The organism is Shimia ponticola (assembly GCF_007995215.1).
Classification (GTDB): Bacteria; Pseudomonadota; Alphaproteobacteria; order Rhodobacterales; family Rhodobacteraceae; genus Shimia_B; species Shimia_B ponticola.
In genome coordinates, this window is the sequence record NZ_VCDK01000003.1 from 1,032,537 (window position 1) to 1,054,387 (window position 21,851).

Annotated in this window: 21 protein-coding genes and 1 tRNA gene; 17 read left to right on the plus strand and 5 right to left on the minus strand. The window is 58.7% G+C overall.

Features of this window, described 5'->3' with window-relative positions:
* The first annotated feature begins 1 nt into the window (after position 1).
* Genes rodA through FE702_RS08445 form a run of 3 tightly spaced genes read left to right on the plus strand, consistent with a single transcriptional unit; the run spans position 2 to position 2,538 of the window.
* Positions 2 to 1,147 (plus strand): rod shape-determining protein RodA, encoded by a 1,146-nt coding sequence (gene rodA / locus FE702_RS08435; protein ID WP_147125799.1) that lies wholly within the window; start codon positions 2 to 4, stop codon positions 1,145 to 1,147.
* A gap of 57 nt (positions 1,148 to 1,204) precedes the next feature.
* Entirely contained in the window at positions 1,205 to 1,609 is a 405-nt protein-coding gene (locus tag FE702_RS08440; RefSeq protein WP_147125800.1) for a VOC family protein, read from the plus strand.
* Positions 1,606 to 2,538: a 2-hydroxyacid dehydrogenase gene (locus tag FE702_RS08445; RefSeq protein ID WP_147125801.1), complete on the plus strand. Its 933-nt coding sequence runs from the start codon at positions 1,606 to 1,608 to the stop codon at positions 2,536 to 2,538. Before FE702_RS08440 ends, FE702_RS08445 begins: the two co-directional genes overlap by 4 nt.
* Before the next feature lie 72 nt (positions 2,539 to 2,610).
* On the opposite strand, the gene FE702_RS08450 is transcribed toward FE702_RS08445, so the two are convergent.
* Entirely contained in the window at positions 2,611 to 3,393 is a 783-nt protein-coding gene (locus tag FE702_RS08450; protein ID WP_147125802.1) for an SseB family protein, read from the minus strand.
* Positions 3,390 to 3,986 (minus strand): uracil-DNA glycosylase family protein, encoded by a 597-nt coding sequence (locus tag FE702_RS08455; RefSeq protein ID WP_147125803.1) that lies wholly within the window; start codon positions 3,984 to 3,986, stop codon positions 3,390 to 3,392. The genes FE702_RS08450 and FE702_RS08455 overlap by 4 nt, the downstream gene beginning before the upstream one ends.
* A gap of 86 nt (positions 3,987 to 4,072) precedes the next feature.
* Here FE702_RS08455 and FE702_RS08460 point away from each other — a divergent pair, with 86 nt between their 5' ends.
* The 14 genes from FE702_RS08460 (at position 4,073) to FE702_RS08525 (ending at position 19,354) form a co-directional block, all read left to right on the plus strand.
* Complete coding sequence (locus FE702_RS08460; RefSeq protein WP_147125804.1) at positions 4,073 to 4,414, plus strand: ArsR/SmtB family transcription factor; 342 nt, start codon at positions 4,073 to 4,075, stop codon at positions 4,412 to 4,414.
* Positions 4,407 to 5,432, plus strand: coding sequence for a permease (locus FE702_RS08465; RefSeq protein WP_147125805.1), 1,026 nt, complete (start codon positions 4,407 to 4,409; stop codon positions 5,430 to 5,432). The genes FE702_RS08460 and FE702_RS08465 overlap by 8 nt, the downstream gene beginning before the upstream one ends.
* Before the next feature lie 194 nt (positions 5,433 to 5,626).
* On the plus strand, positions 5,627 to 6,286 hold the full coding sequence (locus FE702_RS08470) for an ABC transporter ATP-binding protein (RefSeq protein ID WP_147125806.1): 660 nt from the start codon (positions 5,627 to 5,629) through the stop codon (positions 6,284 to 6,286).
* A complete protein-coding gene (locus FE702_RS08475) occupies positions 6,264 to 8,093 on the plus strand; it encodes a KpsE/RkpR family capsule polysaccharide export protein (RefSeq protein WP_147125807.1) in 1,830 nt (609 codons plus the stop codon). Before FE702_RS08470 ends, FE702_RS08475 begins: the two co-directional genes overlap by 23 nt.
* Positions 8,093 to 8,923: a 3-deoxy-8-phosphooctulonate synthase gene (kdsA, locus tag FE702_RS08480; protein WP_147125808.1), complete on the plus strand. Its 831-nt coding sequence runs from the start codon at positions 8,093 to 8,095 to the stop codon at positions 8,921 to 8,923. The genes FE702_RS08475 and kdsA overlap by 1 nt, the downstream gene beginning before the upstream one ends.
* Positions 8,924 to 8,980: 57 nt before the next feature.
* Positions 8,981 to 10,336: a mechanosensitive ion channel family protein gene (locus tag FE702_RS08485; RefSeq protein ID WP_147125809.1), complete on the plus strand. Its 1,356-nt coding sequence runs from the start codon at positions 8,981 to 8,983 to the stop codon at positions 10,334 to 10,336.
* A 122-nt stretch (positions 10,337 to 10,458) separates the two neighbouring features.
* Positions 10,459 to 10,533: transfer RNA gene (locus FE702_RS08490), tRNA-Gln, on the plus strand.
* Between the two features lie 175 nt (positions 10,534 to 10,708).
* Complete coding sequence (locus FE702_RS08495; RefSeq protein ID WP_147125810.1) at positions 10,709 to 11,869, plus strand: alpha-hydroxy acid oxidase; 1,161 nt, start codon at positions 10,709 to 10,711, stop codon at positions 11,867 to 11,869.
* 36 nt (positions 11,870 to 11,905) lie between these two features.
* Positions 11,906 to 13,591, plus strand: coding sequence for a D-lactate dehydrogenase (dld, locus tag FE702_RS08500; protein WP_147125811.1), 1,686 nt, complete (start codon positions 11,906 to 11,908; stop codon positions 13,589 to 13,591).
* A 77-nt stretch (positions 13,592 to 13,668) separates the two neighbouring features.
* A complete protein-coding gene (locus FE702_RS08505) occupies positions 13,669 to 14,601 on the plus strand; it encodes a carbohydrate kinase family protein (protein WP_147125812.1) in 933 nt (310 codons plus the stop codon).
* 76 nt (positions 14,602 to 14,677) lie between these two features.
* Entirely contained in the window at positions 14,678 to 15,607 is a 930-nt protein-coding gene (gene rbsK, locus FE702_RS08510) for a ribokinase (protein WP_147125813.1), read from the plus strand.
* Between the two features lie 287 nt (positions 15,608 to 15,894).
* Positions 15,895 to 16,938, plus strand: a complete 1,044-nt coding sequence (locus tag FE702_RS08515) for a TRAP transporter substrate-binding protein (RefSeq protein WP_147125814.1) — start codon at positions 15,895 to 15,897, stop codon at positions 16,936 to 16,938.
* A 149-nt stretch (positions 16,939 to 17,087) separates the two neighbouring features.
* Positions 17,088 to 17,906, plus strand: coding sequence for a TRAP transporter small permease subunit (locus FE702_RS08520; RefSeq protein ID WP_147125815.1), 819 nt, complete (start codon positions 17,088 to 17,090; stop codon positions 17,904 to 17,906).
* The gene (locus tag FE702_RS08525; protein WP_147125816.1) at positions 17,906 to 19,354 is read left to right on the plus strand and encodes a TRAP transporter large permease; all 1,449 of its coding nucleotides are present in this window, start codon (positions 17,906 to 17,908) and stop codon (positions 19,352 to 19,354) included. Before FE702_RS08520 ends, FE702_RS08525 begins: the two co-directional genes overlap by 1 nt.
* 33 nt (positions 19,355 to 19,387) lie before the next feature.
* Here FE702_RS08525 and FE702_RS08530 read toward each other — a convergent pair whose 3' ends face one another.
* From FE702_RS08530 to FE702_RS08540, 3 genes are all read right to left on the minus strand, one after another.
* Positions 19,388 to 20,662, minus strand: a complete 1,275-nt coding sequence (locus FE702_RS08530) for a glycosyltransferase (protein WP_147125817.1) — start codon at positions 20,660 to 20,662, stop codon at positions 19,388 to 19,390.
* Positions 20,663 to 20,739: 77 nt separating this feature from the next.
* A complete protein-coding gene (locus FE702_RS08535) occupies positions 20,740 to 21,624 on the minus strand; it encodes a PhzF family phenazine biosynthesis protein (RefSeq protein ID WP_147125818.1) in 885 nt (294 codons plus the stop codon).
* Complete coding sequence (locus FE702_RS08540; protein WP_147125819.1) at positions 21,624 to 21,848, minus strand: DUF1150 family protein; 225 nt, start codon at positions 21,846 to 21,848, stop codon at positions 21,624 to 21,626. The genes FE702_RS08535 and FE702_RS08540 overlap by 1 nt, the downstream gene beginning before the upstream one ends.
* Between the last annotated feature and the right edge of the window lie 3 nt (positions 21,849 to 21,851).

Sequence of the window (21,851 nt, forward strand, 5' to 3'; positions counted from 1 at the left end):
CATGAGCTATCTTGAATATCGCCTGCAAACCGTTCCGACGGGGCTGCGAAAGGTTCTGCATCTGAACTGGCCGTTGATCCTTCTGATCTGCGCCATCGCGTCGGTTGGGTTCCTGATGCTGTACTCCGTGGCCGGTGGCAGCCTGTCTGTCTGGGCCGAGCCGCAGATGAAACGCTTTGCCATGGGGATGTTTCTTCTCTTTGTCGTGGCGATGGTGCCCATCTGGTTCTGGCGCAACATGTCCACAGTCGGTTACGTCCTGACCCTTTTGCTGTTGGTCTATGTCGAATTCGCTGGTGCCACGGGCATGGGCGCGCAGCGCTGGATTGATCTTGGCTTCATGCGGCTGCAGCCGTCTGAGTTGATGAAGATCACAATGGTCATGTTTCTGGCGGCCTATTACGACTGGCTACCGATCGAGAAAACGTCGCGCCCGGTCTGGGTGCTTGTTCCTGTGATCCTGATCATGCTGCCGGTCTTGCTTGTCTTGAGACAACCGGACCTTGGGACCTCCATCCTGTTGATGGCTGGCGGCGGGACCATCATGTTCATCGCAGGCGTGCATTGGGCCTACTTTGCGACCGTCATCGGCACAGCCGTGGCCGCTGTTGTCGCCGTGTTCCAGTCGCGCGGACAGGATTGGCAGTTGCTCAAGGACTATCAGTACAGACGCATCGATACGTTCCTTGATCCGTCGCAGGATCCGCTTGGTGCAGGCTACCACATCACGCAGGCCAAGATCGCTCTGGGCTCTGGCGGTTGGAGCGGTCGCGGCTTCATGCAAGGCACTCAATCTCGCCTGAACTTCCTACCCGAAAAACATACTGACTTCATCTTCACGACACTGGCCGAAGAGTTCGGGTTCATCGGCGCGTTCTCACTTTTGATACTTTATGCGCTTGTGATCTTTTTCTGCGTCGTCTCGGCCTTGTCGAACAAGGATCGCTTTGCCTCACTTTTGACCTTCGGGATCGCCGCGACCTTCTTTTTCTTCTTTGCCGTGAACATGGCGATGGTGATGGGTCTTGCACCGGTTGTCGGTGTGCCGCTGCCGCTGGTCAGCTATGGTGGCTCGGCCATGTTGGTGCTGCTGATTGCCTTTGGTCTGGTGCAGAGCGCGCATGTCCATCGGCCGCGTCAGGCCTGACCTTTCCGCTTTACGCCCGCGTTCATAGGGCTAGGGTCACCGCGAAGCGGAGGATCCATGTTTCATCTGGCCATCAACGTCACCGATCTTGATAAGGCGCGCGCTTTTTACGGCGGCATTCTGGATTGCCCGGAGGGGCGCAGCACCGACACTTGGGTCGACTTCGACTTTTTCGGGCATCAGCTTTCGCTCCATCTCGGACCGCCCTTGCCGCATGCCCCGACTGGTAAAGTCGGCGATCACATGGTCCCGATGCCGCATTTCGGCGCGGTTCTTCCCCTGACTGCATGGCAGGAAACGGCAAGACGTCTGGAGCAAGCTGGGATCGACTTTGTCCTTCCACCGACCCAACGCTTTGCCGGTGAACCCGGCGAGCAATGGACCATGTTTTTCCACGACCCCTGCGGGAACCCGATCGAGTTGAAGGGGTTTGCCGATATGACGAAGGTGACCGCCACATGACCCTGACCGTTTTGTTCGCCGCCAAGTCCGAGAGCTGGTCGGTCTATGAAGCCGCGCTGACAGCAGCGTTTTCAGAGGCGGAACTGAATGCCGACCTCGTGCTCGAGGCCGAGCCCGACACCGTCGACTACATCATCTATGCGCCTGACTCCGAACTTCAGGATTTCACGCTTTACACCTCCTGCAAGGCTGTCTTGAATCTTTGGGCTGGCGTCGAAAACGTTGTCGGCAACGAGAGCCTGACACAGCCACTGGCGCGCATGGTTGATCCCGGCATGACGGCAGGCATGGTCGAATATGTCACCGCACATGTCATGCGCCATCATCTTGATCTTGATCGCTATATCAAACTGACCGAGCCGCTCTGGGAACCGAAGATGCCCAAGCTGGCAGAGGATCGGGTGGTGACCATCCTTGGCCTTGGCGCACTTGGTGGGGCCTGTGCAACGACCTTGGCCAGCCTTGGCTTTCAGGTCCGTGGCTGGAGCCGGTCCCAGAAGTCAATCGACGGCGTGGCAACCTTTTCGGCGGGGCCAGGTCTGGCAGAGGCGCTGCCGGGGACAGAAATCCTCGTCCTTCTCACGCCTTTGACCGACGACACGGAAAACATCATCGACGCGAATGCTCTCTCGCTGCTGGCGGAGGGCGCGGTGATCATCAATCCGGGGCGCGGTCCATTGATCGACGATGATGCCTTGCTGAATGCGCTGGATGACTGCCAGATTTCACATGCGACCTTGGATGTGTTCCGCGAAGAACCGCTGCCGCCCAATCACCCGTTCTGGAACGACCCACGCGTGACGGTGACACCGCATGTCGCCTCGTTCACGCGCCCGAAAACCGCTTCTCGACAGATCGCCGCAAACATTCAACGCAGCGAAAACGGCGAACCGCTTATCGGTCTCGTGGATCGCGAAGCGGGCTACTAGCCCGTCTCAATCTTCTTGCCAAAAATACTTCCGCCGGAGGCAATCTTCCGTCGGAGACAGCGCTGCGTTTGACTAGCGCAGCTTGGGTGGCTTGTCCGGGTTCATACCCGGTGCGGAAGGTCCCGTGGCTGCAGGCGCTGTTGGTTCTGGCAGATCAAACCGAAGACCCACCTTGGACAATTTGGCCGACACGCCATCGGAGGCCGCAAAAAACGCCACGTCCAACTGTCCGGCATCAATGCCGGAAAAAGTCAGTGCCTCATTCGCGGCTTGCGACAAGGCGCGCTCTGCGCCCGGTGCCGCATCGATAAAGGCAAGCATGTGGCCCTTGGAGCCATCTTCATATGTGACCAACGCCAAATACGCCGTACGCGCGGCCGCGCCCATCAACGCAAGTTTGGCGTCGAGCGCTGACAAGAGCAGTTCCGGCAAGCCACCAGGGCGCTCGATCACTTTGGGTCGTGCTTGCGCCTCTTGCGGCGCTTCGCTCAGCGTTCCTGCCAACCAATCCACGGCCTGCGCATCCATCAGGTAGGCCGAAGGAGCAACTTCAAGGTTCACGCCAAGACCAAGGTTCTGACCTTGCAGCATATGGATCAGCGCGCGCCCTGACAGGGCCGCATATGGGGCTTGATCTCCTACAAATTCAGCCAGCCGCTCTTCCAGATCAAAGACCAGGACAAAGTCGCCGTCGTCGGTCCGGAACACATTCGGTTCGATGCTCTCGGCGGTCGCCTCTTTGCCCAAAAGCAGGAAAAGCTCTGCATCTGCCAGCCGCTCGTAAAAGCGCAGGCGCGCAGCATCATCTTCCGGAGCAGCCTCCATCGCGGCGTGGGCCGTGTCGAGTGGCGTCATAGTACCTCGCTCAGTCTGGCACGCAGGGCCGGGATCAGATCGGCCTCAAACCAAGGGTTGCGCGCGATCCAAGCGTTATTGCGCCATGACGGGTGCGGCAAGGGAAAGACCGACGGCGCATGGTCGCGCCACCCCAAGACGCGCTCTGTCACCTTGCCTTTGCCCAGATGCCATTCCTGCGAATAGCCCCCGATCAGCAAGGTGACCGCCACATCCGGAAACAGGCGCAACACCCGATCTCGCCATGTTCGCGCGCAAACAGGCGGCGGAGGCAAGTCACTGCCTTTGGGGTCATAGCCCGGAAAGCAAAACGCCATCGGCACGATCGCGATCTTGGACTGATCGTAAAACACGTCCTCGCCCAGGTTCATCCACGACCGCAGCCGGACGCCGGAGGGATCGGTAAAGGGGCGCTCGGCCTTGTGGGCGCGCATGCCCGGAGCCTGACTGGCGATCAGGACCCGCGCGCCGGGGCGAAACCATGTCACCGGTCGCGGACGATGGCGCGTAGCTGTGGCGGCAAACCGGTCGGCACAAATACGGCAGGCCGACAGCGCATCATATGTTTCACCGTAGTCGTGAAGGTCATCCATGCAGCGGATGTATCGGCTGCGCCCCGACTGACAAGCATGGATCGCGGCGCTTGACTTTATTTCTACATTTCTAGAAATATAAAAATATGAAGCCGCATTCAGATGACGACTCACTCGCACACGCTGCGTCCACATTTGCCGCCTTAGGGTCCGAGCAACGATTGAGCGTGCTACGCACTCTTGTCCGCGCGGGCAATGATGGCCTGACGATCGGTGAGTTGGGCGCGCGGGCGGGTGTGACGGGTTCAACGCTCACGCATCACATGAAAATCCTGACACAAGCAGGCCTTGTTCAGCAACAGCGACAGGGACGCTCGATCATCTGCGCCGCTGTTGCCTATGATCAGGTCGAAAGCCTGTCCAGATTTCTTCTTTCCGAATGCTGCGCCGATGCAGCATTCCCGCATACGGACCGTCCCCATGACTGACCTGACGCAGAACCTGCCTGCCACGTTGAAATCCATCCCCAAGGGTTGGCTGGCCTCGCTGCTTATCCTTGCCTTGCTTGCGATCTTTGACACACAGCAACTGCCTGAAACGTTGGTCTTCACCGCAGACGCGTTGATCGGGACCGCACCCTTCATTGCCTTCGCCGTGATTGCCGTGGCCTATATCAAGGCGTCCGGCGCTGAATCGATGCTGGCCAAGGTGTTCGAGGGCAACCAAGTGCAGATGGTTGCGCTTGCGGCTCTGGCGGGCGGTCTATCGCCCTTCTGCTCGTGCGAGGTCATTCCGTTCATCGCAGGCCTCTTGGCCGTTGGCGCGCCGCTTTCGGCTGTTATGGCATTTTGGCTGTCGTCCCCGCTGATGGACCCGATGATGTTTGCCATCACGGCGGGTGCGATTTCTTGGGAATTTGCGGTGGCAAAGGCGGTCTTTGCCGTGGGTCTGGGGCTGATGGGCGGCTACGCCACCATGGCGTTCCGCGCCAGCGCCGTCTTTGACGACCCGCTACGTCCAAACACTGCGGTTGGTGGATGCGGCTGCGGACCGGCACCATTTTCCGGCAAACCCGTCTGGCAGTTCTGGAGCGACTCCAAGCGCGTCGACACGTTCCGAAGCACCGCGATTGAAAACGCGCTTTTCCTCTTCAAGTGGTTGACGCTGGCCTATGTGCTGGAAAGCGTGATGCTGGCCTATGTCCCGGCTGAAAGCATCGCAACGCTGCTTGGTGGCGACGGCGCAGGCCCGGTGATCCTTGGCGCGCTGATCGGTGGCCCGGCCTATCTGAACGGCTATGCCGCTGTCCCGCTGGTGGGCGAATTGATGAACCAGGGCATGGCCGTCGGAGCTGCGATGTCGTTCATCATTGCAGGTGGCGTCAGCTGTATTCCGGCGGCGGTTGCTGTCTGGCCACTGGTGAAACTGCGGGTGTTCACCGCCTATATCGGCTTTGGCGTCATCGGCGCGATGATTGCCGGGTTCATCGCGAACGCAACGTTGTAGGCGCAATCAGACCCGTATCACCACGTTTTCGCGGCCGCGTGAGGCCGCGAAACTTGGTTTTGCCACATTTCGCTGTTAACTATACTTTTGGCGGCGGTTTGTCCTCTTAAGGGTTGAACACGCATTAATGATCCCGCGCTAAGACGGGGCAGCGGTGCCGGTATGGGCACTAGAGCAAACCAGAGGCTGAACGGGTGATTGAGTTCGTGAACGTCAGCAAGTCCTTTTGGACTGGCAAACAGCGCAAGGTGATCCTTGATCGCGCCTCGTTCCGCGTCGAACTGGGTCAGTCTCTCGGAATTCTGGCCCCAAATGGCACTGGCAAGACCACTGTCATCAACATGATGGCGGGACTTGAGAAACCGGATGAGGGCGTCATCAATCGGAACGCCAAGATTTCGTTCCCGCTGGGTTTTATGGGCGGTGTTGTGAACAAACACTCGGCCATGGAAAACAGCCGCTACATCGCGCGGCTCTACGGTCTGGATCCCGACTACGTTGAGGCGTTCTGCCGGTGGCTGTGCGGGATTGAAGAGTATTTTGACATGCCCGTCGGCACCTATTCGCAGGGGATGAAGGCACGCTTTACCTTTGCCCTGCTTTTGGCGCTCGATTTCGATTTTTATCTGATCGATGAGGGCATGCCGCAAACAACGGATGTCGAATTCAACCGCAAGGCGGGCGCCATCCTGAAGGAACGACTGCAAACGACAACGGTCATCATCGTGTCGCACCAAGCAGAAGTTCTTGAGAAATTTGTTCGGCAGGCAGCCGTCCTTGTGGACGGTCAGTTCCGCCTGTTTGACACCCTGGAAGAGGCTAAGCAGCTCTATGACTACCAAACCAAGAGCTAAGAAATTCCGCATCCGGCGCACACCCGGTCAGGAAGGTTCTGCCGCGACCGGTCAGGACAGCGTGCCAGCGGCTGGCGCGGATCAGGCACCGCGGCAGGTGCAGCCTGCCAAAAACGCGCCACAGGTCGTGCGTCGCCCGGTGCCTCTGAAACTGAATGCAGAAGGTGCCGGTAACAGCGCGGCAGCCAAACCCGCGCCCTCGCAACAGCGCCGCCCTGCCCCGCAACCCGCCGTCGAAGACACACCCTTGCCCGATCCGACGCGTCCAACCATGCTGCAGGAACCAGACGAGCCTCCACGTCAAGCCGCCGCAAGGCCACCTGCTCAGGGTCAGGTTGCCAGCGCCGCCCAAGTCCGCGGCGAAACCGATATCGACGCTATCCGCAAAGAAGGCCTGACAGGGCGTCAATTGCGCATGGCGCGCCGCGTGGCGCAAAAGAACGGCATCGCAGCAACATCTGATTTCGAAGCGGTCAAGCTTTTGCGCGAACGCGGCATTGATCCGTTCGAACGCTCAAACGCGCTTGAGCTGGTAGACCCACGCGCGAACAAGCAGCAACTCGCCAAGACCGAAGAGGTGAAGCTGCCGCAAACGGTCCCGCAGGAGAAACCGGGCAAGAACCTGCCGTCAAAAGAGGTAAACATGGCCGAACAGCGGGCCATGGAAATCCGCCGCATCCAAGAGGACATCGCCTCGCGGCGTCGCCGGAAGCTGACGCTCTTGTTTGCACGCCTTGCCGTGTTTGTCGGCCTGCCGACATTGGCCATGGGATACTATTTCGCGTTCATCGCGACGCCGATGTATTCGACCCACACGGCCTTTCTTATTCAACAGGCCGAGGCGTCCAGCTCGGCTGCCGGTGGTCTGGCCTCTGCATTTGGCAACAACCAACTCGCCACAGTGCAGGACTCGATTGCCGTTCAGGGTTATCTCACATCACGCGAAGCGATGATCCGTCTGGAAGAAGAAGAAGGCTTCAAGAGCCATTTTCAGGACGACACCCTCGATGCCATCACGCGGCTTGATCCGGATGCCACGAATGAAGACGCCTACAAGGTCTACAAGCGAAACGTGAAAATTGGCTACGACCCCACCGAAGGCATCATCAACATGGAGGTGATCGCCGCCAATCCAGAGGCTTCTGCCGCCTTTGCATCAGCGCTGATTTCCTATGCAGAGGAACAGGTGGGCGACCTGTCACAACGTCTGCGGACGGACCAGATGCGCGGCGCACGCGAGAGCTTTGCCGACGCCGAAGCCAAACGCACCGAGGCCGCTCGCCGGCTGGTCGAGCTGCAAACGCAGCTGGGTACCGTTGACCCGCAGGGCGAAGTTGCCGCCGCTCAGGCGCGGATCGCGCAATTTGAAACGATCCTCGAAGAAAAGCGGTTGGAGCTTGATGCCCAACTGGCCAACCGCCGCCCCAATCAGGCGCGCGTCGATGGCTTGCGCAGTGAAATTCGCAATCTCACATCGTCGATCGAACAGCAGAAAGAGCGTCTGACGCAGGCGTCTGAAACGGGCGACTCACTGGCCGCCGTACAGGCCCAGATCAACATCGCCCAAATTGACTTGCAGACGCGCGACGCGATGCTGCAACAGGCTCTGCAGGCCATGGAAACGGCACGCATTTCAGCCGAACGCCAGGTGCGCTACGTTGCGATTGCCACTCCGCCAACCGCGCCGGACAAACCAAGCTATCCGAAGGTGTTTGAAAACACGGTCTTGGCCTTCCTGATCTTCGCTGGCATTTACCTGATGATCTCGCTTACTGCGTCCATCCTTCGCGAACAGGTCTCAAGCTGATGAAAACTGTCTCTATCGGGTCGCTTGCCGTCTCGAACGCTGCACCACTCACGGTGATTGCGGGTCCTTGCCAATTGGAAAGCCTCGATCACGCTCAGATGATCGCCGGTCATATGGCTGAGGTCTGTGCCAAGTTCGGTGCGCAATTCGTGTTCAAAGGCAGCTATGACAAAGCCAACCGCACCAGCCTCAAGGGTAAGCGCGGGTTGGGGATGGACGAAGGTCTCGCCATCCATGCCGAAATCCGGAAGTCCGGCATTCCCGTTCTGACCGACGTTCACAGCCCGGAACAATGCGCCCCTGTCGCAGAAGTCTGCGATATACTTCAAATTCCCGCGTTCCTTTGCCGCCAGACGGACCTCTTGCTCGCTGCGGGCGAGACAGGTGCGGTGATCAACGTGAAAAAGGGGCAGTTCCTTGCGCCATGGGATATGTCGAATGTGGCCGAAAAGGTGGCCAGCACGGGCAATGAAAACATCCTGCTGACGGAACGGGGCGTGTCATTCGGCTATAACGCGCTTGTGGCTGACATGCGGTCCCTGCCCGAAATGGCCAAGACCGGATACCCGGTTATCATGGATGCGACCCATGCCGTGGCCCAACCGGGCGGGCTTGGCGGGTCATCGGGCGGGCAGCGGGAATTCGCGCCGGTTCTGGCGCGGGCAGCCGTTGCAACGGGCATCGCGGGCGTCTTTCTTGAAAGCCATCAGGATCCGGACAACGCCCCCTCAGATGGGCCAAACATGATCCGTCTTGATGACATGGCAGCCACGATCGAGGTGCTGATGGCGCTGGATCATGTTGCTAAGGCTCACCCGGTCACGCTCTAACGGCTTTTCCAACCGCGCAGCACGGCCTATCCTGCCTCCATTGGTTTGGAGATTTGCATGCGCGTTCTATTCGTTGTGGCCCTGCTGGCCTTGCACAGCCTGGTGGTGTCCGCCTCCCCCTTGCTGGCCCAAAGTGACCAACCAACCGGAGCGATTGCTGTTGAAGACAGCGCGTCTCAAGACGCAGCCATCGCCGAGCGCCTACGCGCGATCCTGGGCGAATTGGGCGGCTTTGACGACATCACCGTAACGGTTTCCTCTGGCATCGTGACGTTGCGCGGGACCACGCTGGGCGAGGCGGATGTCCAAAGGCTCGATGAAATCGCGGGCCGCGTCGAGGGTGTGGTCGCAATCCAAAACGAAGCCACAGCAACATCGGATGTCGTGCGCCGTCTTGATCCGATCCGGGACCGGATTGCCGCACGGGTGTCACAGCTTTGGACGCTGACACCCTTGTTGGCGATTGCTGGCATCGTGTTTGCGGTTGTTTGGTCGGTTGGCTGGCTGGTGGCCCGATTGCCGATGTGGTCGCGGCTGGCGCCGAACGCCTTTATCTCTGACATCTACCGGATGCTGATCCGGCTTGCCTTTTTGGTGATCGGGATCGTTCTCGCGCTGGATATTCTGGATGCGACTGCGCTTTTGTCGACGATCCTTGGGGCGGCGGGTCTGATCGGTCTGGCGGTTGGTTTTGCCGTCCGCGACACGGTCGAGAACTTTATCGCGTCAGTCATGTTGTCCATCCGGCAACCGTTTCGACCCAATGATGCAGTCGAGATCAACGGTGACGAAGGCAAGGTGATCCGCTTGACATCGCGGGCGACGATCCTGCTGAGCTTTGATGGCAACCATATCCGCATCCCCAATGCGACCGTGTTCAAAAGCCGGATCGTCAACTATTCAACGAATCCCGAACGCAGGTTCATGTTTGATATCGGCATTGCCCCGGATGCCGACCTCGCCCAAATGCGCCGTCTGGCAGAAGAGGTGGTATCTGGCCTTCCCTTCACACTGGCCAACCCGGCGCCGATGGTCTGGACCAAGGATATCGGCGATGGCGCTGTGTTTCTGACGGTGACAGGCTGGATCAACCAAAACGACACGACGTTGGTCTTGGCGCGCGGCGAAGCTTTGCGAAAGGTTAAGGCAGCTATCGAAGCCGCTGGCGTCGAGGTGCCAGACACGACGTACCGTGTGCAGCTGTTGCAGGGCTCCGAGTCAGATGATGCCGTCCTTCCGGCACCCCGCCCTTCTGCGCCCACGGATGGCACCGCAAACGCCGTCGTAGAAGGGCTTACGTCAGATGACACTGTTACCTCCAGCGCGCCGGGTGCGCTCGATAAGATGATCGAAGACGAACGTGACGACGCAGAAAACCCTGACCTTCTGCGGCCCGAAGCCCCCCATGAATGACGATACGGCGTTCTTGACGAGCACGCGGATTCACCCAACGCCACGTTCCTGCACGTCGGGTGAATTTCCCTGCTTTTGGGGCTTGAAAGCCGCCCGCGTTCGCCGTACCTAGTCGCCCACGTTGGGATGTAGCCAAGTGGTAAGGCAACTGTTTTTGGTACAGTGTACCGTAGGTTCGAATCCTACCATCCCAGCCACTTCATCTTGAAAATCTAAAGTTAACTACTGTTCACAGTGGCTTAGCCTGTGCGTTGCGCGGGTTTTTTGGCGTTTGGTGACTGTCCGCTTGACTTGATAGACGCTTTCCCGCAATTAATCGCAAAATTGGTAAAGAAATCTTACCAAAATGACCAATGTGAGTCGGAGGACACGATGGGACTTGCGAACTGCCATAACTTTCAGGACTTCCGGAAACTGGCCAAGCGCCGTCTGCCCGGTCCGATCTTTCACTATATCGACGGCGCGGCGGATGACGAAATCACCTATGCCCGCAACACGTCCTCTTTTGACGATGTAGATCTGGTGCCCAACGTCCTAGCTGGCGTGGAAGAGGTCGACATGAGCGTTGAGGTCATGGGCCAAAAGCTCGACATGCCGCTCTATTGCGCACCGACCGCATTGCAGCGCCTGTTCCACCACGAAGGTGAACGTGCAGTGGCGAAGGCCGCGACGAAATACGGAACGATGTTTGGTGTGTCGTCTTTGGCAACTGTCACGGTCGAAGAGATCGAAAAGCTCGCCCCCGGCCCCAAGATGTTCCAATTCTATTTCCACAAGGATCGCGGGCTGAACGACGCGCTGCTGGAACGCGCGCGCGCGGCCAACTTCAACGTCATGGCGCTGACGGTGGACACGATCACCGGCGGCAACCGTGAACGTGACCTGCGCACCGGTTTCACATCGCCACCAAAACTGACGCCATCTTCGCTTATGTCCTTTGCCACCCACCCGATGTGGGCGTGGAATTTCCTGACCAAGGAAAAGTTCGACATGCCGCACCTGTCAGGCCACGTGCAGGCAGGCACAAACCTGGCCGTGTCGGTCGGCGACTATTTCTCGACCATGCTGGACCAGTCCATGAACTGGAAAGACGCAGAAAAGCTCTGTGCCCAGTGGAACGGCCAGTTTGCGCTCAAAGGCATCATGAGCGTTGAAGACGCCAAACGCGCCGTCGATATCGGCTGCACCGGCATCATGGTGTCGAACCATGGCGGTCGCCAGCTTGATGGCTCGCGCGCGCCATTCGACCAATTGGCTGAGATCTGCGATGCAGTCGGCGACAAGATCGACGTCATCTGCGAAGGCGGCGTGCAGCGCGGGACCCACGTGCTCAAGGCTCTGTCGGTTGGTGCCAAAGCGGTCAGCGGCGGACGTCTCTATCTTTATGCTCTCGCGGCTGCGGGTCAGGCGGGCGTTGAACGGTCCCTCGGCAACTTCCGCACCGAAATCGAACGCGACATGAAGCTGATGGGGATCACCAAGCTTGACCAACTGTCGCGCGACAACCTGCGGTACCGCACCAAAGCGGCGTAAACACTATAAATCCGGCCAAAAGGACGACGGCCCAGAATGACCCAAACTGCCCTTATCGACACCTTCCGCTCTATCGTTGGAGCGCGCCACGTGATCACCAACCAGAAATCCATGGAAAGGTTCTGCAAGGGTTACCGGTCAGGGGAAGGCAAAGCCATCGCCGTCGTCCGTCCCGGCACCCTGCTGGAACAGTGGAAAGTTCTTCAGGCCTGCGTGGCTGCGGATAAAATCGTCATCATGCAGGCCGCCAATACCGGCCTGACCGAAGGCTCGACTCCGAACGGCACCTATGACCGCGAATGCGTGGTCCTCAGCACCAATCGCATGGATGACATCCAGCTCTTGGACGGCGGCAAGCAGGTCATAAGTTTTCCGGGCTCCACCCTGTTCAAACTGGAAAAGATGCTAGAGCCTTTGGGCCGCCTGCCCCATTCGGTGATCGGTTCGTCCTGCATCGGCGCATCCGTCATGGGCGGGGTCTGCAACAATTCAGGCGGGTCGCTGATCGAACGCGGGCCGTCCTACACAGAGCTGTCTGTATTCGCGCAGATTGATGCCGACGGACACCTGCACCTCGTGAACCATCTGGGCATCGACTTGGGCGATGATCCCGAAACCATACTGACGCGTCTGGAAACGGGCGACTTCACTGCCACCGACATGGAGCCGACCAACGCCAAGGCATCTGACACAGACTATATTCAACGCGTCCGCGATGTAGACGCCGACACGCCTGCCCGTTTCAATGCCGATCCCCGCCGCCTGCACGAGGCGTCCGGCTGCGCAGGCAAGTTGGCTGTTTTTGCCGTCCGTCTCGATACCTACCCGAAGAACGACCGCGAGCAGGTTTTCTATATCGGCACGAAGAACACTGATGTCTTAACGAAACTGCGCCGCGACATGCTGCGCGATTTCACAACGCTGCCCGTATCCGCCGAATACATGCATGCCGACTGCTACGACATCTCGAAACGCTACGGCAAAGACACGCTGGTCATGATCGACAAACTGGGCACCGACCGGCTACCTGCGATCTTTGCGCTCAAAGGCTGGGTCGACGCGCGCCTGAACAAGCTGCCGCTTCTGCCCAAGAACATGACGGACCGTTTCATGCAGGTGCTGGCGACCGTCTGGCCCAACGCTCTGCCAAAACGGATGGAGGCGTTTCGCAAACGCTTTGACCACCATCTGATCCTCAAAACGCGTGACGGCGGGATTGAAGAGGTGGAAGCCTACCTGAAATCAGCGCTCGACGGCGAAAGCGGCGATTGGTTTGCTTGTACATCGCGCGAAGGCAAAATCGCTGGTCTGCACCGTTTTGCGGCCGCTGGGGCCGCTGTCCGGTATATGGCCGTCAACGAAGGCAAGGTCGCGGATATCCTCGCGCTCGACATTGCGTTGCGGCGCAATGACGAAGACTGGTTTGAGGTCCTGCCACCGGAAATCGACTCGGCGATCAGCCACAAACTCTATTACGGCCACTTCTTCTGCCATGTTCTGCATCAGGACTACGTGGTGAAGGCTGGACATGATCCAAAAGAGATCAAGGCCAAGATGCTCGATATCCTTGAGCAACGCGGAGCCAAATACCCTGCTGAGCATAACGTCGGCCATCTTTATAAGGCTGGTGAAGAGCAGGCCGAGTTCTACAAGTGCTGCGATCCCACCAACTCGCTGAACCCTGGCATCGGCAAGATGTCGAAACACAAGCATTACGCCTAGATTTTGTTAGCGCTATCTTTTCGCGCGTAAAGAAATCGGTATAAGCTCCCTACCGCAGCCAGCGAGAGGGACAGACAATGGCGAAAATTTGGGTTCTGGGCGAAGCGCTCATTGATTTTGTCCAGCGTGAGGATGGAGCCGACGCTCCGTTTCATCCGGTTAACGGCGGTTCGCCTTTCAATGCAGCCAAGGCAGCGCGTCGGCAGGGCTCTGAGGTCGGCTTTCTCGGAGCGTTGTCCATGGACATGTTCGGTGAACGGCTTTGGTCGGAACTCGATGCGGAAGGTGTCGATACATCTGCCACGCCACGGCTCGACAACCCGACGATGTTGGCATTCGTTCAGCTGGAAAACGGCGAACCGCGATATGCGTTTTATTCCGAAGGCACTGCCGCGCGGATGGTCGATCCGGTACAGAACCTAGCCGCTGGTGATATCCTTCATGTCGGTTCATTGGGGCTGGTTGACCAACCCGGCGCGGACAATACCGAGCGTTATGCGATGGCTCAGGCAAATCACGCGCTTTTGTCCGTCGACCCTAACGCACGTCCTGTCGTGACACACGACCCAGCCGATTGGCGCGCACGTGTTATGCGACTGATCAACTTGGCAGGTGTCGTAAAACTCAGCGATGAAGACCTTGCCGAATTGGCTCCGGGGCGCGACTTTGATGACTTTGCCGAAGAAATCCTCGGCCTTGGCGTCGGCCTCGTTGTCATGACCCAAGGCCCCGATGGCGCAATCGGACGTTCGCAAAACGCGCGGGCAACGGTCGAAGGACACCGCATCGACATCGTTGATGCGGTGGGTGCAGGCGATACGGTCACCGGCACCCTGTTGGCGCAACTCGCAGCGCGCGGTCTGACTGATAAAGCCTCGGTCGCGGCGTTGGATGCCGACACGATCAAGGAACTCCTGACGTTCTCGATGGGGGCTGCTGCGGTGAACTGCACCCGCGCCGGGTGCAATCCCCCGACGCCAGAAGAAACGCGCGCGTTTCTTGGCCTCTGAGACCAGCTCGCATTCCCCGCTTGGGCCGCGCCTGATCGCGTGCTAGCCCTGAGCCAATGGCAGAAGGGGGTATGCGATGCCGGGTCAGGGTAAGATTGTCGTCCTTGGTGTTTTCGTTGCGGACACGACGCACCGGGCTGATCGTATGCCACGCATGGGCGAAACACTCCTAGGGAAATCCTTTGCCCTAGGGCCAGGGGGCAAAGGCTCCAATCAAGCGGTCGCCGCTGGACGGGCCGGTGCCGATGCACACATGATCACCAAAATTGGCGAGGATGCCTTTGGCGATATGGCCATGGCGCTGTGGGATCGCTCCGGTGTCACCCCTGCCGTCACCCGGATGGAGACCGAGGCAACCGGCTGTGCCTTTATTTTCATCGACGATGCCACGGGCGATAATGCGATCATCATCACACCCGGCGCCTCAGGCACGATCACCCCGGCAGATATCGACGCGCGGCGCGACCTGATCGCTGGGGCCGATATCTTCATGACCCAATTGGAACAACCGCTGGACGCCGCGATGTGCGGTCTGAAACTTGCCAAAGAGGCGGGTGTCACGACGCTTTTGAACCCGGCCCCTGCAGCGGATCTGCCCGACGAAATGCTGGCCCTCTGCGATATCATCACGCCGAACGAAACCGAGGCGGAAATGCTCACGGGCCAATCCGTCAAAACCCTTGAAGACGCGGAGAAGGCTGCCGCAATCCTGAGGAAGAAAGGGATCGGTACGGTCATCCTCACACTTGGTGAGCGCGGTGCCTTGTTGGTCGATGACACCCGGTCGCTACATGTCCCGGCGATGGCCTTGGGTGACGTGGTCGAAACAACAGGGGCTGGCGATGCCTTCAACGGTGGCTTTGCCACTGCCCTCGCGCAAGGCCAGCCCATCGAGGACGCCGTGAAATTTGGCTGCGCAACGGCCGGGCTGTCCGTCACACGGCCCGGAGCCGCCGCATCCATGCCCACGCGATCCGAAATCGATCAGGCGCTCGCAGCGCAATAATCGACGCTCAGGACAGATTCGCACACCTGTGCATACCGACCCGCTGAGTTTCCGGCGCGCATATTGCCATACCCACTAACCCGCAGGACTCCACCAAAGGTGGTAGGCTAAGCGCTAACATGGGTGCGAAACGGACTTAACACATACGCTAACGCACGCGTTAACGTATACATTGTTGCAATATGCTTTTTTCCGGTGTTTGCTGTTGCCCAGCGCAGGATGGTGCGTCATTCTGCGCATGATTTTGGTAACATTTGTTGACCAAAACACGACTATGGGAGGACACCATGAAAAAGACATTCGCCGCGCTGGCTGTTGCCGCGCTGACATCGGGTGCTGCGCAAGCACAAGAAACGCTGGAGATGACTTCGGCGTTCGGTAAGAACCTGCCGATCCTTGGTACGGCTGCGACCGACTTTGTCGAAAAGATCAACGGCATCTCGACCGAGGTCGAATTCGAACACTTCGATCCCGGTGAACTGGTCCCAACGCTTGAAGCGCTGGACGCTGTCTCGAACGGGTCTGTTGACGCGGCCTACACCACGTCGGGCTACTGGCAGGGTAAAATGACCGCCGCATCGCTGTTTGCTGCCGTGCCATTCGGCCCAGAAGCTGGCGAATTCATGGCGTGGATGCTCTATGATGACGGCCTGACGCTGATGCGTGAGATGTACGAAGAAAACGGCTTCAACGTGCACGTCATGCCATGCGGTATCATCGCGCCTGAAACCTCGGGCTGGTTCAAAGAAGAAATCACCTCGCTGGAAGACCTGCAGGGTCTGAACATGCGCTTCTTCGGTCTGGGTGCCGAAGTCATGCAGCGTCTGGGCGTGTCGACTTCGCTTCTGGCCGGTGGCGACATCTTCCCAGCGCTTGAGCGTGGCGCAATCGACGCGACTGAATTCTCGATGCCCCGCATCGACGCGCGTCTGGGCTTCTACAAGATCGCTTCGTACAACTACTTCCCAGGTTGGCACCAGCCTGCGACCATGTTCGAACTGCTGATCAACAAAGATCGCTGGGACGATCTGGACGAGCGCGCTCAGAAGCAGATCGAAGTCGCCTGCCTTGCCAACGTGACCACCAACCTCGCAGAGGGTGAAGGCACCAACTTCCAGGCGATGGTCGAGAACACCGAGCAAAACGGCGTGATCATCAAAAACTGGACCCCAGAGCAACTGGACGTCTTCGAATCCACCTGGAACGAAGTTGCCGCTGAATTGGCAGCCGAAGACGAAATGTTCGCAAAAACATGGGCCGACCTTCAGGAATTCCGCGAAGGTTACAACGTCTGGAACTCGAACATCTATCTGCCACGCCCACGCAAATAAGCGCGGCTGACAGAAGCTGAGATCAAACCGGGGCGCCTGATGTCGCCCCGGTTTTTTCAAGACACCCCAACAGACTTGGTTTGCCTCAAGCGCATCACACCGCGCGCTTTAGCCAAATCAAAGCGCCAACCAGCCAAAAGGAGAGGGCCATGCAAGACCCCGTCCAAGAGTTAGGGCAGGTCAATTCAGTATCCGACCCCGGAGAGATTGACCGTGACACGCACAATTCGGGCGACCGGGCCATCATCGGTCTGGGCAATCTGATTGCCTGGCTGTTTCCGACCCTGATGCTGGTGATCGTTGCACAGGTTTTCCTGCGCAACTTTGGTCGCGCAGACATTGGCCCCGGCAACCAAGCTTGGCTTGATGACATGCAGTGGTGGCTTTATGGCATCGCCTGCCTTGTGGGGATTGCCTATGCGGTCACCACGAACAGCCACGTCCGTGTCGATATCCTTTACGACAACTACCCAAAGCCCAAGCAGCGGCGCGTTGATATGTTCGCGTTGGGCTGGCTGTTCCTGCCCTTCTCGCTTCTGACATGGGACGTAACATTCCACTATGCGGTGACCTCTGTCGTCGCATGGGAGGGATCGTCCAGCCCCAACGGATTGCACAATCTCTGGATCCTGAAATGTCTGGTGAATGTCTGTCTGATTGTTCTGGCATTCGCCATCGTCTCACGGCTCTTCCGCCTGTTGGAACAGCAGGGTGATACCAGCGGATGGGCCAAGTTCGTTTGGACGCTGCCCTCCGTCGCGTTGGCGCTGAACCTGATCGTGTTCTACGCGGCATGGTGGCTGACGCGTATCACCGACCCCGAGATGAATCCCCGCTCAATCGGGCGCAACGGCCTGCTGATGGCTGAAATCGAATACGGGCCTTACGAGACTAAATTGACTGTCATCGTGGCTCTTGTCCTGACCGCCATTCTTGGCGCTGTCCTTTACGTTCGGAGAGAGCGCTGATGTTTATCCTCGAAGCAATCGGGCAAATTCTGACCCTGAACGAACTGCTTGTCGCGGTGATCTTTGGCACGTTCATCGTGCTTTTGTTCCGCGGTGTACCCGTTGCCATGGCGTTGGTTGGTGTCGCGCTGATTTTCTACATCTTTGCGTTGATCTTCCTTGATCCGTTTCGGAGCGAATTCCGAGATGTCATCGAATTCGACCGCATCGGTGTAGATTGGAGAAAACTGGGCACCCTGCCCTCGCGTCTCTTTGGATCGATCGTCCAGAACCCGGTTCTTGTGGCCCTGCCGATGTTCATCTTCATGGGCCTGATGCTGGATCAATCGGGCGTCGCTCAGCGCATGATGCAATCGATGCAGCGTCTGTTCGGCGGCCTCAAGGGCGGTTTGTCCCTGACCGTTCTTTTGATCGGTATCATCCTTGCTGCGTCCACCGGTGTGATCGGTGCATCGGTCACGCTTCTCGGTGTGATGGCGCTTCCGGCGATGATGGCGCAGAATTATTCCAAACCCATCGCGACCGGCACCATCGCGGCGTCGGGCACATTGGGCATTCTGATCCCGCCGTCGATCATGCTTGTGATCATGTCGGACCAGTTGGCGATCTCTCTGGGTGACCTGTTCATGGGGGCGCTCTTCCCCGGCCTGATCCTTGGCGCGCTTTATATCGTGTTCATCGTGATCTACGGCATCATCAACCCATCCGCGATGCCGGCACCGGAACGGACAGAAGAGGTTGGCTGGCCTGTCGTCAAAGAGGTGATCCTCTCGGTCCTGCCGCCCATGCTGCTGATCCTGCTCGTTCTCGGCTCGATCTTTGCAGGCCTTGCAACACCAACAGAGGCGTCCGGCCTCGGCGCATTGGGCGCCACGCTGCTCGCTGTTGCCTACGGTAAGTTCAGCTGGAAAGTTCTGCGCGAGGTCTCGCGGTCAACGTTGAACACCGCAGGCTACATCCTGGGTATCTTCCTCGCGGCCAACTTCTTTGCATATGTCCTGCGCCTTTACGGCGGCGACGAGGTTGTCGAACACATGGTCGCTGGTATCTTTGAGAATCCTTACCTCATTGTGGCGTTCATCCTGTTCATCGTGTTCCTGTTGGGCTTCCTGCTCGATTGGATCGAAATCACGCTGATCATCATGCCGCTGATGCTGCCGATCATTCAGGGTCTGACACTGGCCGTACCGGATTACGGGACGATCCAAGACGCGCAGGTGGTGTGGTTCGCAATCCTCGTGGCGGTGACCTTGCAAACCTCGTTCCTGACACCACCGGTTGGCTTCGCGCTCTTTTACCTCAAGGGTGTTTGCCCGCCGGGTGTCACCTTGGGGCACATCTATCGCGGCATTATCCCGTTCGTGATGTTGCAGCTTTTGGGTCTGTTCATCGTTTTTGAATTCCCATGGCTGACCACATGGCTACCGAGTGTCGCCTACGCCAACTGAACTTAAAAAGGCCCCGCCCAGCGCGGGGCTTTTTCAATTTGGGCTGTGCTGCTCGGCAAGAACCCGTTCGATCACGTCCGCACCGGTGGCTGCGCCGTCTTCGCGATGGATCTGATCGGCAAGGTCACGTGCTGTGATTGCGAACGAAGGTGATCCCAAAAGCTCTTTCAACGCCCGCCCTGCGGATTGGTCGCTATATTTGGTCGATGATAGCGAGCGCGCGACGCCCAGCCTGACGAGCCGCGCTGCGTTGTCGGGTTGATCCCCGAAATGTGGCACCACAAGCTGCGGCTTGCCTGCCATCAGCGCCTGCCCTGTCGTTCCGATCCCTCCGTGATGCACAATCACCGAAGCGTGGGGAAACACGTCACCATGCGGCACAAATCCCCGAACCAGCACATCTGACCCGTGGGGAATACCGTGGGTATCCTGCGTCAGTAGCAGCGCTTTGCGGCCAACAGCCCGCGCTGCGGCCACCGACTGTACGTAAAACTGACCGGGGGTCTGCGAAAGAATGCTTCCCAAAGAAAACACGATGGGTTCGTCCTGCAGAATCGCTGTCAGTTCAGCATCTTCATTTGCCGCGTCCGTTTTTGGAACCGGAAACCCGGTCATCGTCACTGATCGTTCATGCGGTGTAGCCGATGCAAAAGACGGTGAATAAAGCGCCATTTCGGCTATGGGCTGCGTCAGAAAATTCAAGACAGGCGTTCGGCTGAGCGGTGGAAGACCGCATTCGAGGCGCGGCGCGTTCAGAATACGGGCATAGGCGTACCGCATCTTGGCATGTGCCGCCTTCACCAAAAGGGCGTTCCACCAGATCGCAAGCTGCGACGTCGGCGCCTTCACCAATATCGGCAATTGCGGCACGACCGGCGGATCGTGGGGCAGCATAAGCCCCAAGGGCCATAGATGCGCCCCGACATAGGCTGTGCCGGTCTTCTCCGCGACCGACTGCGCATTAAAGGCCCAAGGCGTCGAGACGATCACATCCGCACCTGCAGCGTGGGCCTCAAGCTCTGCGCAATAGCCCCCGTATTCGGGCATCACCAGTTTCCAAAAGATGTCCACGTTATCACGCGTGGCCTTCACCGCTGCCTCGGCGTCATAGCCCGCCCGTTCGTACAGGACCGAGGCGTCGGTTGTCAGGCTCAGGCATTGAAATCCGCGCGCGCGCACGGCGTCGGCATTGCGCGTGTTGGTGACAAAATCGCAGGTCACACCCCGTGCGCGGAGCACCTCTGCAATTGCGACAAAGGGCAACGTATCGCCCAGTGACCCATAGGTAACGAACAAAACCCGCGCCATACGCACCCCCAAGACAGGACTGGCCAGACGCTACGCCTGTTCCGGCGCAGCAGGCAACCTGCGGGGTACAAGCGATGTTACAATGCCAGAGTGCCAGACATCAGCACGTGCGCCTGACCGCCGACGCGGATGCGCTCGGGCGCGCCATGCGGCCCCGTGATCTCGACCTGTGCCTGACCCGGGCGGCCCATGTCGTGGCCTTGCTCAGCAACATAGCGGGGCGTGTCGATCAGTTTGTGTTTCCAGAGATACGCCGCCGTCGCCCCCGTGGCCGAGCCAGTAAAGGGATCTTCGGGCGGCGATGGTGGAAGCATCAAGAGCCGCGCAAAGGTGCTGCCGACCTTGGTCGCACCCCTCAGTGTCACGAGGTAGGGTTCAGCCATATGCCCATCGGGCGCGCCAAGGGTGGCACAGTGTTGTCTAAGTAAGTCAGAGTCCAAGACCGCCCTGCGCAGCGCGTCCTGTGACGCCAGCACAGTAATGGTAAACCCCAACCCAGTGGACACGAACTGCGGCGTTCCAACGACGTCCGAAGCCCGCAATCCATAGATAGCGGCAATCGATGCCGGGTCACTCTGCGCGCCAAAGTCCGGCGGGGCCTGTGTCATTGTATAGGTCGGACCGCCGTCGGCTTCGATCACGTCAATGTGGATAACTCCGGCTTTCGTTTCGAACCGCATTTTCGGCCCGGTCAGAACACCGCGTGAGCGCAACGCCGCAGCGGTTGCAACGGTCGGATGACCGGCAAATGGGATTTCCTTGCTGGCGATGAAATAGCGGACTTTGACGTCCGCGATGTCCGAGGCTTCAACAAAGGTGCATTCGACCAAAGACGTCTCTTTGACAAACGCCATGCAAGTGGCGTCGTCCAAGCCGGCGGCGTCATGCACAACCGCACAGCCGTTGCCGCCAAAGGGTCGATCCGTGAACGCATCGACCCAATCGACGGCATAGGTGCCCATCAGTGAACCGTAACCGGGCTCAGATCATTTTGACGGGCCAAGACAAAGGCCATCCGCCGATCCGCGACCAATGCGAGTTGTTCACCATCGGCATTGTGCACGGCAAACAACTGGTCCCGGCCATCAGCCTCTTCCTGCACCTCTTGGGGCAAGTCAGAGACATTCACAGCCTTCACATAGACCAGGGCCTGTGCGCTTTCGGGAAATGCATATTTCGTATTCATCGC

Coding starts and splice junctions, on each gene's coding strand:
- dld (WP_147125811.1), top strand. CDS start 11,906: ATGACCCAAACTGCCCTTATCGACACCTTCCGCTCTATCGTTGGAGCG.
- rodA (WP_147125799.1), top strand. CDS start 2: ATGAGCTATCTTGAATATCGCCTGCAAACCGTTCCGACGGGGCTGCGA.
- FE702_RS08465 (WP_147125805.1), top strand. CDS start 4,407: ATGACTGACCTGACGCAGAACCTGCCTGCCACGTTGAAATCCATCCCC.
- FE702_RS08485 (WP_147125809.1), top strand. CDS start 8,981: ATGCGCGTTCTATTCGTTGTGGCCCTGCTGGCCTTGCACAGCCTGGTG.
- FE702_RS08535 (WP_147125818.1), bottom strand. CDS start 21,624: ATGGGCACCTATGCCGTCGATTGGGTCGATGCGTTCACGGATCGACCC.
- FE702_RS08505 (WP_147125812.1), top strand. CDS start 13,669: ATGGCGAAAATTTGGGTTCTGGGCGAAGCGCTCATTGATTTTGTCCAG.
- FE702_RS08525 (WP_147125816.1), top strand. CDS start 17,906: ATGTTTATCCTCGAAGCAATCGGGCAAATTCTGACCCTGAACGAACTG.
- rbsK (WP_147125813.1), top strand. CDS start 14,678: ATGCCGGGTCAGGGTAAGATTGTCGTCCTTGGTGTTTTCGTTGCGGAC.
- FE702_RS08520 (WP_147125815.1), top strand. CDS start 17,088: ATGCAAGACCCCGTCCAAGAGTTAGGGCAGGTCAATTCAGTATCCGAC.
- FE702_RS08515 (WP_147125814.1), top strand. CDS start 15,895: ATGAAAAAGACATTCGCCGCGCTGGCTGTTGCCGCGCTGACATCGGGT.
- FE702_RS08440 (WP_147125800.1), top strand. CDS start 1,205: ATGTTTCATCTGGCCATCAACGTCACCGATCTTGATAAGGCGCGCGCT.
- FE702_RS08530 (WP_147125817.1), bottom strand. CDS start 20,662: ATGGCGCGGGTTTTGTTCGTTACCTATGGGTCACTGGGCGATACGTTG.
- FE702_RS08445 (WP_147125801.1), top strand. CDS start 1,606: ATGACCCTGACCGTTTTGTTCGCCGCCAAGTCCGAGAGCTGGTCGGTC.
- FE702_RS08475 (WP_147125807.1), top strand. CDS start 6,264: ATGACTACCAAACCAAGAGCTAAGAAATTCCGCATCCGGCGCACACCC.
- FE702_RS08460 (WP_147125804.1), top strand. CDS start 4,073: ATGAAGCCGCATTCAGATGACGACTCACTCGCACACGCTGCGTCCACA.
- FE702_RS08540 (WP_147125819.1), bottom strand. CDS start 21,848: ATGAATACGAAATATGCATTTCCCGAAAGCGCACAGGCCCTGGTCTAT.
- FE702_RS08450 (WP_147125802.1), bottom strand. CDS start 3,393: ATGACGCCACTCGACACGGCCCACGCCGCGATGGAGGCTGCTCCGGAA.
- FE702_RS08495 (WP_147125810.1), top strand. CDS start 10,709: ATGGGACTTGCGAACTGCCATAACTTTCAGGACTTCCGGAAACTGGCC.
- FE702_RS08455 (WP_147125803.1), bottom strand. CDS start 3,986: ATGGATGACCTTCACGACTACGGTGAAACATATGATGCGCTGTCGGCC.
- kdsA (WP_147125808.1), top strand. CDS start 8,093: ATGAAAACTGTCTCTATCGGGTCGCTTGCCGTCTCGAACGCTGCACCA.